Origin of the sequence: Kocuria sp. KRD140 (assembly GCF_017168375.1) — a bacterium.
Taxonomy (GTDB): Bacteria; Actinomycetota; Actinomycetes; order Actinomycetales; family Micrococcaceae; genus Kocuria; species Kocuria marina.
In genome coordinates this window covers 358,622-372,993 of record NZ_JABFAW010000007.1, presented here as the reverse complement: position 1 = coordinate 372,993, position 14,372 = coordinate 358,622, and the positions used below count along the sequence as shown (strand labels likewise).

At 68.5% G+C, this 14,372-nt stretch carries 15 protein-coding genes; 7 read left to right on the top strand and 8 right to left on the bottom strand.

Going from position 1 to position 14,372, the window contains the following annotated elements; genetic code table 11:
• Positions 1 to 18 precede the first annotated feature (18 nt).
• Positions 19 to 1,593 (bottom strand): sodium:alanine symporter family protein, encoded by a 1,575-nt coding sequence (locus J1M36_RS08090; protein WP_206479022.1) that lies wholly within the window; start codon positions 1,591 to 1,593, stop codon positions 19 to 21.
• 151 nt (positions 1,594 to 1,744) lie between these two features.
• On the bottom strand, positions 1,745 to 2,140 hold the full coding sequence (locus J1M36_RS08085) for a hypothetical protein (RefSeq protein WP_206479021.1): 396 nt from the start codon (positions 2,138 to 2,140) through the stop codon (positions 1,745 to 1,747).
• A 207-nt stretch (positions 2,141 to 2,347) separates the two neighbouring features.
• Between J1M36_RS08085 and J1M36_RS08080 the strand changes: the two genes are divergently transcribed.
• The 3 genes from J1M36_RS08080 to J1M36_RS08070 all read left to right on the top strand — a co-directional run bounded on the left by J1M36_RS08080 (position 2,348) and on the right by J1M36_RS08070 (position 5,717).
• Positions 2,348 to 3,112, top strand: a complete 765-nt coding sequence (locus tag J1M36_RS08080) for a type 1 glutamine amidotransferase domain-containing protein (protein WP_206479020.1) — start codon at positions 2,348 to 2,350, stop codon at positions 3,110 to 3,112.
• A gap of 94 nt (positions 3,113 to 3,206) precedes the next feature.
• Positions 3,207 to 3,959, top strand: coding sequence for an SDR family NAD(P)-dependent oxidoreductase (locus J1M36_RS08075; protein WP_064846341.1), 753 nt, complete (start codon positions 3,207 to 3,209; stop codon positions 3,957 to 3,959).
• A 171-nt stretch (positions 3,960 to 4,130) separates the two neighbouring features.
• Positions 4,131 to 5,717, top strand: coding sequence for a DEAD/DEAH box helicase (locus J1M36_RS08070; RefSeq protein ID WP_064846342.1), 1,587 nt, complete (start codon positions 4,131 to 4,133; stop codon positions 5,715 to 5,717).
• Positions 5,718 to 5,886: 169 nt separating this feature from the next.
• On the opposite strand, the gene J1M36_RS08065 is transcribed toward J1M36_RS08070, so the two are convergent.
• Positions 5,887 to 6,537 (bottom strand): HAD family phosphatase, encoded by a 651-nt coding sequence (locus J1M36_RS08065; protein WP_206479019.1) that lies wholly within the window; start codon positions 6,535 to 6,537, stop codon positions 5,887 to 5,889.
• A 94-nt stretch (positions 6,538 to 6,631) separates the two neighbouring features.
• Positions 6,632 to 7,303, bottom strand: coding sequence for an HAD family phosphatase (locus J1M36_RS08060; RefSeq protein WP_193519004.1), 672 nt, complete (start codon positions 7,301 to 7,303; stop codon positions 6,632 to 6,634).
• A 52-nt stretch (positions 7,304 to 7,355) separates the two neighbouring features.
• Here J1M36_RS08060 and J1M36_RS08055 point away from each other — a divergent pair, with 52 nt between their 5' ends.
• The 3 genes from J1M36_RS08055 to J1M36_RS08045 are packed head-to-tail and all read left to right on the top strand — an operon-like array spanning position 7,356 to position 9,123.
• The gene (locus tag J1M36_RS08055; protein ID WP_241246967.1) at positions 7,356 to 7,982 is read left to right on the top strand and encodes a hypothetical protein; all 627 of its coding nucleotides are present in this window, start codon (positions 7,356 to 7,358) and stop codon (positions 7,980 to 7,982) included.
• Complete coding sequence (locus J1M36_RS08050; RefSeq protein WP_342358311.1) at positions 7,979 to 8,530, top strand: GNAT family N-acetyltransferase; 552 nt, start codon at positions 7,979 to 7,981, stop codon at positions 8,528 to 8,530. The genes J1M36_RS08055 and J1M36_RS08050 overlap by 4 nt, the downstream gene beginning before the upstream one ends.
• Positions 8,527 to 9,123, top strand: a complete 597-nt coding sequence (locus J1M36_RS08045) for a DNA-3-methyladenine glycosylase I (RefSeq protein WP_131332327.1) — start codon at positions 8,527 to 8,529, stop codon at positions 9,121 to 9,123. Before J1M36_RS08050 ends, J1M36_RS08045 begins: the two co-directional genes overlap by 4 nt.
• An 18-nt stretch (positions 9,124 to 9,141) precedes the next feature.
• Here the strand turns inward: J1M36_RS08045 and J1M36_RS08040 are convergent, their stop codons facing one another.
• The 4 genes from J1M36_RS08040 to J1M36_RS08025 form a co-directional block, all read right to left on the bottom strand.
• Positions 9,142 to 9,375: a hypothetical protein gene (locus tag J1M36_RS08040; RefSeq protein WP_064846347.1), complete on the bottom strand. Its 234-nt coding sequence runs from the start codon at positions 9,373 to 9,375 to the stop codon at positions 9,142 to 9,144.
• A 150-nt stretch (positions 9,376 to 9,525) separates the two neighbouring features.
• Positions 9,526 to 10,149, bottom strand: coding sequence for a DUF3618 domain-containing protein (locus J1M36_RS08035; protein WP_064846348.1), 624 nt, complete (start codon positions 10,147 to 10,149; stop codon positions 9,526 to 9,528).
• Positions 10,146 to 10,616, bottom strand: a complete 471-nt coding sequence (locus tag J1M36_RS08030) for a phage holin family protein (protein ID WP_064846349.1) — start codon at positions 10,614 to 10,616, stop codon at positions 10,146 to 10,148. Before J1M36_RS08030 ends, J1M36_RS08035 begins: the two co-directional genes overlap by 4 nt.
• Positions 10,613 to 11,407, bottom strand: coding sequence for a hypothetical protein (locus tag J1M36_RS08025; RefSeq protein ID WP_206479018.1), 795 nt, complete (start codon positions 11,405 to 11,407; stop codon positions 10,613 to 10,615). The genes J1M36_RS08030 and J1M36_RS08025 overlap by 4 nt, the downstream gene beginning before the upstream one ends.
• A gap of 236 nt (positions 11,408 to 11,643) precedes the next feature.
• Here J1M36_RS08025 and clpB point away from each other — a divergent pair, with 236 nt between their 5' ends.
• The gene (gene clpB, locus J1M36_RS08020) at positions 11,644 to 14,334 is read left to right on the top strand and encodes an ATP-dependent chaperone ClpB (RefSeq protein WP_193519001.1); all 2,691 of its coding nucleotides are present in this window, start codon (positions 11,644 to 11,646) and stop codon (positions 14,332 to 14,334) included.
• Positions 14,335 to 14,372 lie beyond the last annotated feature (38 nt).

The window sequence follows — 14,372 nt, the reverse complement described above, 5'->3', positions numbered from 1 at the left end:
CCCCGGGGTGCGGGACCGTCAGTCGCGCTCGGCGGACGACGCCGCGGCGTCGCCCCCCGGTGCCGCACCGGTAGCGGCCCCGGCGCGCGGGGACTCGGCGGGCGGGACCACGGGCAGCGTACCTGTCTCCGACAGCGCCGGGTTGGCCGAAGAGAGGTCCACCGTGTGGTGGATCTGGGCGTCCAGGGCACCGGGGTGGGTGCCCATGAACGCGTCGATCTGATCGGTCGTGGCGTTGAACTTGGGATCGTTCTTCAGATACAGGTTGGTCTCCCGGACCACCAGGCCGGAGAGGATGATCAGCCCGATCAGGTTGGGGATGGCCATGAGCCCGTTCATGATGTCCGAGAAGGACCACACGAGCGTGAGCGGGGCGAGGGCGCCCAGACCGGCCGCGAGGGAGAAGACCACGCGGTACACGATGGCCGCTCGGGCACCCGCGAGGCGTTCCACGTTGCGCTCGCCGTAATACGCCCACCCCAGGACGGTGGAGTAACCCAGCAGCACCAGGCAGATGGTGACCACGATCCCGCCCCACGAACCGGGCAGGCCCGTGGAGAACGCCACGGAGGTCATGGTCGCGGTGTCCGCGCCGTTCCACACTCCGGTCGTGAGGATCACGAAACCGGTGATGGAGATGACCACCAGGGTGTCCACGAAGGTCTGGGTCATGGACACGAGACCCTGACGCACGGGGTGGCTCGTCTGCGCCACGGACGCGGCGATCGAGGCGGTGCCCATGCCGGACTCGTTGGAGAACAGGGAGCGGGCGGCACCCATCTGGATGGCCATGAGCACCGTGGAGCCCACGAAACCGCCGGCGGCACCCATGGGGGTGAACGCGCCGGTGAAGATGAGGCGCAGCGCCTCGGGGATTCCCTGGTAGTTCACGCCGATGATGTACAGCCCCGAACCGATGTAGAGCACGATCATGAGCGGGACCATGTATGTGGTGACCTTGGCGATCGACTGGATCCCGCCCAGCAGAGCGAGCCCGGTGCCCACGGCCAGGACCACGGCGGTGATCACGGGGGAGACGTTGAAGGTGTGTTCCAGGTTGGACGCGATCGCGTTGCCCTGGGTCATGTTGCCGATCCCGAACGTGGCCACTACGCAGCACACCGCGAACATCACGGACAGGAAGCGGCCGAACTTGTTGGGGATGCCGCGGGCCAGGTACACCTGCGGTCCGCCGGTGAGCTGACCGGCGGTGTCCCGGGTGCGGAAGCGCACGCCCAGGAAGCACTCCGCGTACTTGGACGCCATGCCGAACAGCGCGGTGATCCACATCCAGAACAGGGCGCCGGGGCCGCCAATGGACATGGCCGCTGCCACACCCACGATGTTGCCCGTCCCCACCGTGGCGGCCAGCGCCGTGGACATCGCTGCGAAGGAGGAGATGTCGCCCTTCTCCCCGGTGGCCCGGGAACGGCGCCCGAATCCCAGGCTCATGGCCTTGGTGAAGAGTCGGAACTGGATGCCGCGCAAGCGGAACGTCAGGAAGATCCCCGTTCCCAGCAGCAGGGGGATCAGGAGCCACGGTCCCCAGATCAGGTCACGAACGAAGTCCAGATTGTGTTGGAGGGTTTCCATGGGGGTACGGAGCTTTCCGTGAGCAACGGTGCGAATTGCTGACTAACGTAGCAGCTCGGCGCGCGTCCCGGGGGCGCGGTCCCGGCAGGGAAGACGACGACGCCGCAGTGGCGGACCACTGCGGCGTCGTCGGGAAAGCGTGGTGCTTGCGTTACTTCTGCAGCACGAGGGCCGTGCCGATGGCGGCCAGGAACGCGTCCTTGGACAGCGTCAGGCCCTGCTCGGACGGGCGGATTCCATCCTCCTGGGTCATGTCCGAGTTGCGGAAGTACATGCTCAGCAGCCCGGCGCTGAAGGCGAGCAGACCCGCGCCGGCCAGGCGCTTGGACACGAACGGGGTCAGCAGGGCGGTGCCCAGGGCCAGTTCGGTGCCGGCGATGAACTTGGTGAAGGTCTGGGAGTCCCAGTCCGCGAACTGGGGGACACCGGTGGAGGCGAACTGCTTGAGGCCCTCGGCGGACTCGGCGTCCATGCCGAGCTTGCCGTAGCCGGACTGGAGCAGGAACGCGCCGGGGACACCGCGCAGGATGGCGTTGGAAATGCGCATGACTGGGCCTTTCGTCGGGAGGTGCGGTGGGGGCGGAGCAGGGCCCTGGGTACCCACCGGGGATCGCTGTTCATCCTAACAGCGGGCCTTTTCACGGCGGCGGGGTGGGTGCAACATGCCGACAGTGAACGCACGGACGCCGCCCACGGTGCGATGTCTACTGTGGTGCCACGTCGCGCGCACCGCGCGCCCTCGGAAAGGAGAACCATGGACATCGAGACCATGAAGAAGATCCTCCTGGTGCTGACCAGCCAGGACACCCTGGGAGACACGGGGGAGGCCACCGGTTACAACGTAGCCGAGGCGTCCCACCCGTGGAAGGTCTTCCGGGACGCCGGCTATTTCGTGGACTTCGCCTCGATCGCCGGGGGTCAGCCCCCGCGTGACGAGGTCCAGGAGGACGACCCCGTCCAAGTGGAGTTCACGCAGGATGAGACCGTCAAGGCGTCCCTCTACAACACGCCGCGGGTCTCCGTGGTGGACCCCTCCCAGTACGACGCCGTCTACCTCGTGGGCGGGCACGGCACCATGTGGGACTTCACCGGGGACGCGGACCTGCAGAAGCTCATCGCGTCCGTCTACGACTCCGGTGGCGTGGTGGGCGCGGTGTGCCACGGCCCCGCCGGCCTCGTGGACGTGGAGCTCGGCACGGGCGTGGCGTTGCTGTCCGGGCGCAAGGTGGCCGCATTCACCAATGCGGAGGAGAAAGTCGTGGGCAAGCAGGACGTGGTGCCGTACCTGCTCCAGGACAAGCTCGAGGAACAGGGCGCCACGGTCAAGCTCGCCGACAACTGGGAGGAGAACGTCCAGGTGGACGAGCGCCTCGTCACGGGGCAGAACCCCCAGTCCGCCGCGGGTGTGGCCAAGGAGATGACCAAGCTGCTCACCGAGGTCGTGCGCGAACAGAAGGCGGAGGAGGAAGAGGCCGCCCAGAAGCTGCGTGCGGAGCGGGACGCGGAGGACGACGAGTGACGGCGTCCTGACTCATTGCCGCACGCCCTGGTGGTCGGCGGCGACACGGGTGAGACTGGAAGCGGTCCCCATGGATTCGACGCCAGGAGTTGTCATGCCAGAGTTCACGTCCCGTGTCGCGCTGGTCACCGGCGCCGCCTCCGGTATCGGTGAGGCCATTGCCAAACACCTGGCCCGGCAGGGCGCCAAGGTGGTGGTCACGGACATCGATGCCACCGGGATCGACGACGTGGTCCAGGCCATCATGGCGGACGGCGGGGACGCCGCCGGGATCCACCAGGACGTCTCCAAGCGCGAGGACGCCGTGGCCGCCGTCGACTTCGCGGTGCAGACCTACGGCGGACTGCACTACGCCGTGAACAATGCTGGCGTGGGCGGGCAGATGGAGGCCCTCGGGGAGACCGATATCGAGGCGTGGGAGCGCACGCTCGCGATCGATCTCACCGGCGTGGCCTACGGGATGCACGCCCAGCTGCCCGTGATCGAACAGCACGGGGGAGGGGCCATCGTGAACATCGGCTCCATCCATTCCACCGTGGCCACTGCCGTGGGCAACAGCGCGTACACCGCGGCCAAGCACGGTCTGGTGGGTCTCACCAAGCAGACGGGCGTGGACTACGCCCGACGCGGCGTACGCGTGAACGCGGTGGGTCCCGCCTACATCGACACCCCGCTGCTCAAGAACCTGCCCCCGCAGACGCTGTCGGAACTGATCGACAAGCACCCCATGGGGCGGCTGGGCACCTCGCAGGAAGTGGCTCAGCTGACCACGTTCCTGCTCTCGGACGGCGCGTCCTTCATCACCGGGGGCTACTTCCTGGTGGATGGCGGGTACACGGCGGTCTGAGTAGCGGCGACACCCGCGGGTCACGGGTGTTCCGGCACGCGTGTAGAATGGTCAGGTTCCCCCGTACACATTGCGGGGTAGAGGCGCGCCGGTCCGAGGCGCGCAGTTCGCGCCCCAACATGGCGCGTGCGCGCGGAATCGTTTCGCGCGGACCAACCTGAAAGACGTTCTTTGTCTCATTCCTTTGAAGACCTCGGTGTATCCGAGGCGCTTTCCGCTGACCTCGCCCGCGTGGGCATCACGGAAGCTTTCCCCATCCAAGAGAAAACCCTCCCCGATTCACTGTCCGGGCGTGACGTGCTCGGCCGCGGCCGCACCGGCTCGGGCAAGACGGTCGCGTTCGCGCTGCCGCTCGTGTCCCGGCTCGCGGGACTCGCCCCCGGTTCGTCCCGCGTGGCCCGCCGGGCGAACCGCCCCACCGGCCTGGTGCTGGCTCCCACGCGTGAGCTCGCGACCCAGATCGATCGCACGGTGGCGCCCCTGGCCAAGGCCGCGGGGCTGAACACCACCGTGATCTTCGGCGGTGTCTCCCAGAAGCACCAGGAGAAGGCGCTCGCGGGCGGTGTGGACATCGTCGTGGCCTGCCCGGGCCGGCTCGAGGACCTCATCAAGCAAGGTCTGCTCACGCTCGACGACGTCCGCGTGACCGTCCTGGACGAGGCCGACCACATGGCCGACATGGGCTTCCTGCCCGTGGTCACCCGGATCCTGTCCCGCACCCCCAAGGGCTCCCAGCGGTTGCTGTTCTCCGCAACCCTGGACAACGGCGTGGACATCCTGGTCAAGAAGTTCCTCAAGGACCCGGTGCTGCACTCGGCGGACAACGCCCAGGCCGCGGTGACCACCATGGACCACCACGTCCTGGTCACCGACAGCGATCACAAGCAAGCGCTGATCGAGACCCTCGCGTCGGGCACCGGTCGGCGGATGATGTTCACCCGCACCAAGTATCGCGCCAAGAAGATGGCCAAGAAGCTCAGCCAGGCCGGGATCCCCGCGGTGGACCTGCAGGGTAACCTGTCCCAGGGCGCGCGGGACCGCAATCTCGCCGCGTTCTCCGCGGGTGACGTGCGGGTCCTCGTGGCCACGGACGTGGCCGCGCGCGGTGTCCACGTGGACGACGTCGAACTCGTCGTACACATCGACCCGCCCGCCGAGCACAAGTCCTACCTGCACCGTTCCGGCCGCACGGCGCGGGCCGGCGCCTCCGGGTCCGTGATCACGATCGCGACCACCGAGGAGCGCTCGGACGTCAACAAGCTCATGAAGAAGGCCGGTGTCACGCCCCGGGTGGACCAGGTCGCACCCGGTTCCGAGGTCGTGAAGGACCTCGTGGGCGAGCGCGCCGAGCGCGTTGCGCCGGGTGCCACCCCGGCCGGCGCGACCGGTGGCTCGCCTTCCGCTTCCCGTTCCGGCGGGGGTGCCTCCGGGTCCCGCCGCGGTGGCCGTGGCGGTTCGGGCCGGGGCCGCGGTCGCGGTTCCGCTCAGGCCGCCGGACGCGGCAACGGTGCTCGTTCCGGCGACGCCGGTGCCGGGCGCGGTCCCTCGAACGGGCGTTCGCAGGCTCGCTCCAGTGAACGACGCCGCGGTGGCAGCGTCGATGGCGCGGCCTCCGGTAGCGCACGCCCCGGCGCGTCCCGCTCCGCCCGCGGCGGTTCCGCCCAGCGCGGCCACGGGGCGGACCGGGTTCCGGACCGCGCCACGGCGGCGGCGCAGCGGCGTCGTGAGAACAACCGGGCGGGTCAGCCCACTCGCTGATCGCTCGGCGAGGGTCGCCGCGAGCGCTGTCCCACCTCGACCCCGGGGTGGAACGGTGCTCGCGGAACTGCGCTTCCCAGTGGAGAACTCCCGGTCTGATGAGTCATCGGACCGGGAGTTCTCTATTGCTGGTTCGGGCCGGGGCGGTTCCGGCATCATGCCCGCGGGCCTACTCCGGAGGAGTGAGCGAGCGCAGGAAGTCCAGGGTGATGTCCTCGTGCGCGTTGACGAACACCCGGTGCGGGCCGTCGGGGACGGGCTTGTCACCCGGGACGACCACCACGGTCATGCCCGCGGCAACCGCACTGCGCACCCCCGGTTCCGAGTCCTCGATGGCCACGCAATTCCGCGGGGCGACTCCGAGCAGTTCGGCACCCGTGAGGTACGGTTCGGGATCCGGCTTGGGACGGGTCACATCGTCCTGGGAGACGATCCGGGTGAGCACGTCCGGGGCGCCAGCAGCGGTGGTCCCCGCGACCGAGCTCAGCGCGTTCGTGACGATCGCCGCCGGGATACCGGCCTCGCTCAGTTCGCTCAACAGCGAGCGCATGCCGGGCAGGAAGGGTACGCGGTCGTCCATGCTGTCGATCACGTGCTCGGCGAGTTGCTGCGTGATGTCCTCGACGGAATCGGTGGCCCCGCGTTCCACGAACTTGCGGGCCGCATCCGGCACGGTCCCCCCGAGGGTCGCGTGATCGTCCTCCACGGTCCAGCTCTGGTCGTACCGCTGCGCGACCTTGCGCTTGGCGGCCGCCCATTGGGGCTCCGTGTCCACGAGGGTGCCGTCGTGGTCGAAAAGCACAGCCAGGGGGTAGGTCATGGCCACCTTTCGGAAGCATCGGGGGTGGGATATGGGACCCCAGTTTACCGGCGAACCCCGGGGCCGGAGGCGGCGTCGTCGGGATGCCGCCGCGCTATGCAGGAGCCAGACCGCGCAGGAAGTCCAGGGTGAGCGCCGCGTGATCGGCCACGTGCACGATGCCGGGTCCGGGCAGGACCTGCTGCACCCCCGGGACCACGACCGTGGTGATCCCCGCGGCCACGCCGGACGCCGCGCCGGAGGGCGAATCCTCCACGACTACGCAGGCCCCGGGCGCCACGCCCAGACGCCTGGCGGCCTCAAGGTACGCGTCCGGATCCGGTTTGGGCCTGACACCCTGGGCCACCTCCTGGTCCCCGATGATCACCCGGAACAGGTTGTCCGGGGCCAGGGACGCGCTGTAGCGGGCCACCTCGGAGGTAGCGTTCGTGACGATCGCCGCGGGGATCCCGGCACGGTCCAGGTCCTCCAGGAGAGGTACGACCCCGGGAATGAACGTGGGCGGGTTCTCCTCCAACACCGCCTGCAGCACCCCGTAGAACTCGCGGTAGACCTCGTCCAGCGACCCCGGTACGCCCAGCGCGCTCAACCGCTCCACGGTGGTCGCGAGCGGCCTGCCCAGGGTGTCCTGGGTGTCCCGCTCGGTCCACTCACCCCCGTGCGCGACCACGATCCGCTGCTTGCCCAGTTCCCACAGCGGTTCGGTGTCCACCAGGGTGCCGTCATGGTCGAAGAGGACGGCCTGCGGGAAGTCGTGGGTACTCATGACCCCACGGTACCTGCCCGCCCCGACACGGACCGCGCCCTACGATGGACGTATGAGTGCTTCCGATCCCGCGTCCGCCCATCACAGACCGGGATCCGCGCTGTCCGGCGCCTTCCCGGTAATCATGATCGCGGTGGCCGCGGCCTTGGCCCTGTGGGTCGGCTTCGGCCGGGGCGTCGCGGGTCTGCTCGGCTCCCTCACCCCGGTCTACGCGGCGGCGATCGGGCTGCCCATCCTGCTGTTACACGTCATCGCGGCGGCGCTGTTCCGTCGGGACGCACTCAGCTACCCGTCCCACGCCATGAGCCGGCGGGGCATGCTCACCGCGGTGGCCTCATGGGTGATCACGCTGTGCTTCGGGTTCTTCCTCCCGGATTCCACCGCCCACGGTATGCAGTCCCTGTTCACCCATGCGGTCGGCGCTGAGTACGTGGAGTTGGGTTACGGGTTTGTCAACATCTTTGGCGTGCTGTCCGTGGCGCTCGCGGTCGCCCTGGTGCTGCTCGCGCTCACGGATCTGCGCGTCACGGCGCGCCGGCTGCGCGGTGAGCCCCTCACGGAGGACGAGCGCCTGGACCGCCTTGAGGCGCACCCTCGCGGTCTCGACGCTGCCTCTGACGCCGCCGGTGCCGGGCCCGCGCCGGCGAGCGCGACGTCGTCGTCCCGGGAACGACTGTGACGGTGCCGCTGCGCACGCCGCGACTCATGCTGCGTGCCTACCGCGCGGACGACGCCGCGTTCGTGCGTGACCTGTATGCGCGCGCCGAGGTGCAGCGCTACATCGGGGACGGCACGCAGCGCGTGAGCTCGGACGGGCAGGCCCGGGAGAAGATCCGGGGCTGGGACCAGGGCTACGCGCACGAGCCGGTGCTCGGTGTGTGGGCCATCGTCGACCTGGTCGACGCCCTCGCGGGGACCCTGCTGCTCAAGCCCATCCCCGATTCCGGCACGAACACCGCGACCGACGTGGAGGTCGGGTGGCACCTGCACCCGCGCGCGTGGGGACGCGGATACGCCACGGAGGCGGCCCGTGCCGTGCTGGCCCACGCCTTCGAGCACGGTCAGGACCGGGTGGTCGCCGTGACGCACCCAGCCAACCGGGCGTCGCAGGCCGTGTGTCGTCGCCTGGGCATGACCCACCGCGGTCTCAGCCGAGCGTACTACGATGCCGAGTGCGCACTCTTCGAGCTCCGGGCACCCACCGCGCACGAAGGGGAGGCAGCATGAGTGATCCCGATCTCGTGATCGGTGCGGACGGTCTCGCCCGGCCCAGATGGGCGGCCTCGGACCCGCTGCTCAGGGAGTACTACGACCACGAGTGGGGCGTGCCGGTGCGGGACGAGAACGGGCTGTTCGAGCGCGTGACGCTCGAGGCGTTCCAATCCGGGCTGTCATGGCGCACGGTGCTCGCGAAACGGCCGGCGTTCCGGGAGGTCTTTCACGGCTTCGACCCGGAGGCCGTGGCGGCCATGGACGAACGGGACGTCGAGCGGCTCCTGGGGGACGCGCGGATCATCCGCAACCGGCGCAAGATCGAGGCGACCGTGACGAACGCGCGAGCCACCGTGGCTCTGCGCGAGGACGGCGGTCTGGCGGACCTCGTGTGGTCCTTCATGCCGAGCAGCACCCCGCATCCCGATCGCTTCGCGGACGTCCCGACCACCTCGGATGAGAGCAGGGCCCTGTCCCGCGAACTGAAACGGCGCGGGTTCGTGTTCGTGGGTCCCACGACCATGTACGCACTCATGGAAGCGATCGGGATGGTGGACACCCACTTGGTGGGCAGTCACCGCCGCGGGACCTCCGGGGTCTGGACGTGAGACCGGGTGCCGCGGGCGCTAGCGATCACGACGGCGCAGATAGCTGCGGCCGTCTGAATCCCTGACCATCTCGTAGTCGTCCTGGAGGTTGCGGTACCAGTCCTGGGCCTCGGGGGTCATCTCGGTGTTGCCCCGCAGGTTCATGGAGCTGCGGTTGGCCGGTCCCACGAAGCGCATCACCACCTTGTTGAAACGCTGCAGCCGACTCGGCTTGCGCGGGGTGGTCTCATCGGACGGTGAATCGGTGTCCACGGCGGGTTCCTTTGGAGACTGCGGGTGGGGAGAGAACTCTGGGGAGCGCACGCGCGTCCCACCTCCATTATGCCCGACGCAGGGGTGAGAAAGGCCCTAGGGCCCCTGACCGTTCCCGGTCAGGGGCCCTAGGGTGCGATTACGAGCGGATCAGGCCCGCTGCGTGTCGTCCTTGACGTTTTTGGCGTGCTCCTGCGCGGAGCCCTTGAGCTGGCCGGCTTCCTGCTGACCCTGCTCCTTGACCTCCTGGGCGCCGGACTGCGCGGTCTGCTTGACCGACTCCGCAGCCTCCTTGGCCGGTTTTTTCAGGTCGTCCGCGATCTCCTGCGCGGTTTCCTTGGTGGAATCCATGGCGCTCTGCAGGTGCGGCTGGACGCGGTCGGCGGCCTCGGCCACGAGCTCCTGCTCCTTCTGGCTCGAGGGCAGCAGGGAACCGATCAACCAACCGGCACCGAGGGCGATCAGGCCCGCGGCCATGGGGTTGCCACGGGTCTTGGCCCGGGCGGCCGCCGGGGCGTTGCTGATGGCCTCGCCGGCCTGGTCCATGCGGTGGGAGGCCTCGTCACGAAGGTCGCGGCCTGTATCCCGGGCGTCCTCTGCGGAGCCCATGATGGACTCACGGACGTCCTGGATCTTGTGGCGGGCCTTGCTCTTCTGACGGTCGACCACCTTTTCCGGGGTCACCTTCTCCGCCACGGCGTCCACGTCCGCATTCAGGCGTGCACGGGTGGCTTCGATATCGGCGCGGATCTGATCAGGGTTCTGCTGGCTCATCGGGTCTCCTTGGAAGGCTTCACGGTATCCGGAATTTCGCTGACGGTTTCGCGGGTTCGGGGCAGCGGGTCCTTGGTGGCCTGGGCCATCTTGCGCTTGCCGCGGTCCAGGTTCTTCTTGCCCACCGCGGCGAGGATCGCGGCGATGATCGCCCAGATGACCGCCACGATCACGGCCGACCAGCCAAGACCCACCAGGTTGCCCAGGGCCCACATGAGGGCCAGGGATAGGAACAGGAGCACGAAGTGGCCGGCCACACCGGCGCCTCCCAACAGCCCCGCGCCCTTACCTGTGACCTTTACGGAGTCCGTGGCCTTCTGGATCGCCATGTTCGCCTCGGCCTTGGCCAGCGCGATCTCCTGCTGGATCAGGGTGGTCAGGTTGGTGCTCAGAGACTTGAACATCTCACCGAGCGACTCGTGCTCCGCCCGCTCTTCGGGTTCCGACGGGGGAATGGGGTGACTCATCGACGCTCACTGCCTTGTCCGGGGTAGGTGGTGCCGGGGACCTGGGTGTCGCCCTGACCGGGGTACGTGGTGCCGGGAACCTGCGCGTCGCGCTGATCCGGGTAGACCGTGCCGGGAACCCGGTCAGTGTAGGTGCGGGTGCCCTCGCCACGGGTGTCGTTGCGGTACGCGTACGTGTCACCCGTGCTGGGGGTGCCGTACGCGGGTGCCTGGGTGCGGGCGACGGTGTCGTGGTGGTCGTTGCCGATCTCGTCGCTGTCCTTGGCGCTGCGCGTGGCGCGCCCGGCGAGCAGACCGATGCCGGCCGCGATGGCCAGGAAGGTCCCGGGACGGCGGGCAGCGAAACGGCGTACGTCACCGAGCAGCTGCTGCGGGTCCTTGTTCTCCAGCGAGGACGCGAGGGAGTTCACGGTGCCCGAGGCGTTGCCGAGCAGGCCACTGACGTACTCGGTCTCCGGCTTCTTGCCCTGGGAGATGGCGTCCACCTCATCGCTCACGGAGCGGACGGTCGATGCGAGGCGCTCCTGCTGCTGGCCCACGTAGCCCTGTAGGTCTTCCTTGAGGCGGCCCCACAGGTCGTGCGCCTGGCCCATGGCCTCGTCCTTGGCGGCGACGGCCTGCTCCTTGGCGGTCTCTTTCACGCGGCGGCCGGATCCAGCCGCCTCGTTCTTGAGCTGCTGCGCCTCGACCTTGCCGGATTCCGCGGCGACGTCCTTCTTGGACGGGACCTCGGTGGAACCCTGGGAGTGGGTCTGTTGACCAGCTCGACGCTGATCGTTGTTGTTGCTCATAGTGGCACCTTTCCTACAGCATGTGGTGGATTTAATAAGGCTACATATTATCGGGGGATTGGTATAGAGCATTCGATAATCTATTTCCACCCGGTTAGGCCGAAAACTCGAAATGGAAAATGAATTGACAAATCATTTCGCGCTGAGCGGAATATCGGGCTTCCCGTATCAAGTTGAGCGTAGTAGACTCAAGTTAACTGAAATCAACGTCATCACTACTGTCGGAAGGAGCCGCCGTGGACACCAAGTTCACGACCAAGTCTCAAGAAGCCCTGAGCGCTGCAGCGTCGAATGCCGCGACCGCGGGCAACCCCAATATCGAGCCCGCCCACGTCCTCAAGGCGCTCATGGACCAGCGCGACGGCGTGGCCGTCGCTGTCCTACAGGCCACCGGTGCCAACGCGGACGCCGTGTCCATCAAGGCGAGCAACATCATCCACGAGATGCCCAGCGCATCCGGGACCTCCACGGCCCAGCCCCAGCTGAGCCGCACCGCGCTGCAGGCACTGCAGGCCGCGGAGAACTACGCGCGTGACCTCAAGGACGAGTACGTCTCCACCGAGCACCTGCTCTACGGTCTGGCCGCGGGACGCGACAAGACCGCCGAGGCGCTGCAGGCGGCGGGCGTGACCACGGAGGCGCTCGCACAGGCCATCCCGCAGGTGCGCGGTGACCGCCGGGTCACCAGCCCGGACCCGGAGGGGACCTTCCAGTCCCTCGAGAAGTTCGGCACGGACCTCACGGCGATCGCCCGCGAGGGGAAGCTCGATCCCGTGATCGGGCGTGACTCGGAGATCCGCCGCGTGGTCCAGGTGCTCTCGCGCCGGACCAAGAACAACCCCGTGCTGATCGGTGAGCCCGGTGTGGGTAAGACCGCCGTGGTCGAGGGCCTCGCCCAGCGCATGGTGGCCGGGGACGTACCCGAGTCGCTGCGCGGCAAGACCCTGATCTCCCTGGACCTGGGGTCCATGGTGGCCGGCGCCAAGTACCGCGGGGAGTTCGAGGAACGCCTCAAGGCCGTCCTGGACGAGATCAAGAAGTCCGAGGGTCAGATCGTCACGTTCATCGACGAGATCCACACGGTCGTGGGCGCGGGTGCGTCCGAGGGGTCCATGGACGCGGGCAACATGCTCAAGCCCATGCTGGCCCGCGGTGAGCTGCGCCTGATCGGTGCCACCACGCTGGACGAGTACCGCGAGAACATCGAGAAGGACGCCGCCCTGGAGCGCCGGTTCCAGCAGGTCTACGTGGGGGAGCCCTCGGTCGAGGACACCGTGGCGATCCTGCGCGGATTGAAGGAGCGTTACGAGGCGCACCACAAGGTGCAGATCGCGGACTCGGCCCTCGTTGCCGCCGCTCAACTGTCCCAGCGTTACATCCCCAGCCGTCAGCTCCCGGACAAGGCCATCGACCTGATTGACGAGGCCGCGTCCCGGTTGCGCATGGAGATCGATTCCGCCCCGGAGGAGATCGACGAGCTGCGCCGCTCCGTGGACCGCTTGACCATGGAGGAACTGGCCCTGGACGGGGAGACAGACCCCGCGTCCGTCGAACGTCTGGCCGCTCTGCGCCAGGACAAGGCGGACAAGGAGGCCGAGCTGGATGCCCTCAACGCGCGGTGGGAGGCCGAGAAGGCCGGACTCAACCGCGTGGGTGACCTCAAGGCGCAGATCGACGACCTGCGCTCGCAGGCCGAACGCGCCCAGCGCAACGGTGACCTGGGGGAGGCCTCCCGCTTGCTGTACGGCGAGATCCCGGCTCTGCAGAAGGACCTGGACGCCGCACAGGCGCAGGAGGAGGCCGGGGCCCGGCATGACACCATGGTCTCGGAGGAGGTTACCGCGGACGACATCGCCGAGGTGATCTCCGCGTGGACCGGTATCCCCGCGGGCAAGATGCTGCAGGGCGAGTCCGACAAGCTGCTGCACATGGAGCAGCTGCTGGGCAAGCGCCTGATCGGGCAGAAGCCGGCCGTGAGTGCGGTCGCGGACGCCGTACGGCGTTCCCGCGCGGGGATCTCGGACCCGGACCGCCCCATCGGCTCGTTCCTGTTCCTGGGTCCCACGGGCGTGGGCAAGACCGAGCTGGCCAAGTCCCTCGCGGACTTCCAGTTCGACGACGAGCGCGCCCTGATCCGCATCGACATGTCCGAGTACTCGGAGAAGCACTCCGTCTCACGCCTGGTCGGTGCCCCTCCGGGGTACGTGGGCTACGACGAGGGTGGGCAGCTGACCGAGGCCGTGCGGCGTCGTCCGTACTCGGTGGTGCTGCTCGACGAGGTCGAGAAGGCCCATCCCGAGGTCTTCGACATCCTGCTGCAGGTCCTGGACGACGGTCGCCTGACCGACGGGCAGGGCCGCACGGTGGACTTCCGCAACGTGATCCTGATCCTGACCTCGAACATGGGCAGCCAGTTCCTGGTGGATCCCACCATGGACGAGGAGGCCAAGAAGAACGCCGTGATGGGCGTGGTCAACGCCTCGTTCAAGCCGGAGTTCCTCAACCGGTTGGACGACATCATCATGTTCGACCCGCTGAGCACCGAGGACCTGGCCAAGATCGTGGACATCCAGGTGGCCCAGCTCGCGCACCGTCTCGAGCAGCGGCGCCTGTCCTTGGAGGTCACGCCCGGGGCTAGCGAGTGGCTGGGTATCACGGGCTACGACCCCGCCTACGGTGCCCGCCCGCTGCGTCGGCTCGTGCAGCGCGAGATCGGTGACCGCTTGGCGCGCGGGCTGCTCTCCGGCGCCATCACGGACGGGGACACCGTGCTCGTGGACGTCAACCCGGACGTCGCCCAGGACGGCCTGACTGTCACGGCTTCGCACGGCGACGACCCGCAGGACGACGACGCCGCGCACGCCCACGACGCCCCGGCGCGGGACAGCGGCGACGACGTCGTGGACGCGGAGATCGTCGACGAGTGACACCCCGGCTACCGCGGATGCGTTCGCGGTGACCGAGA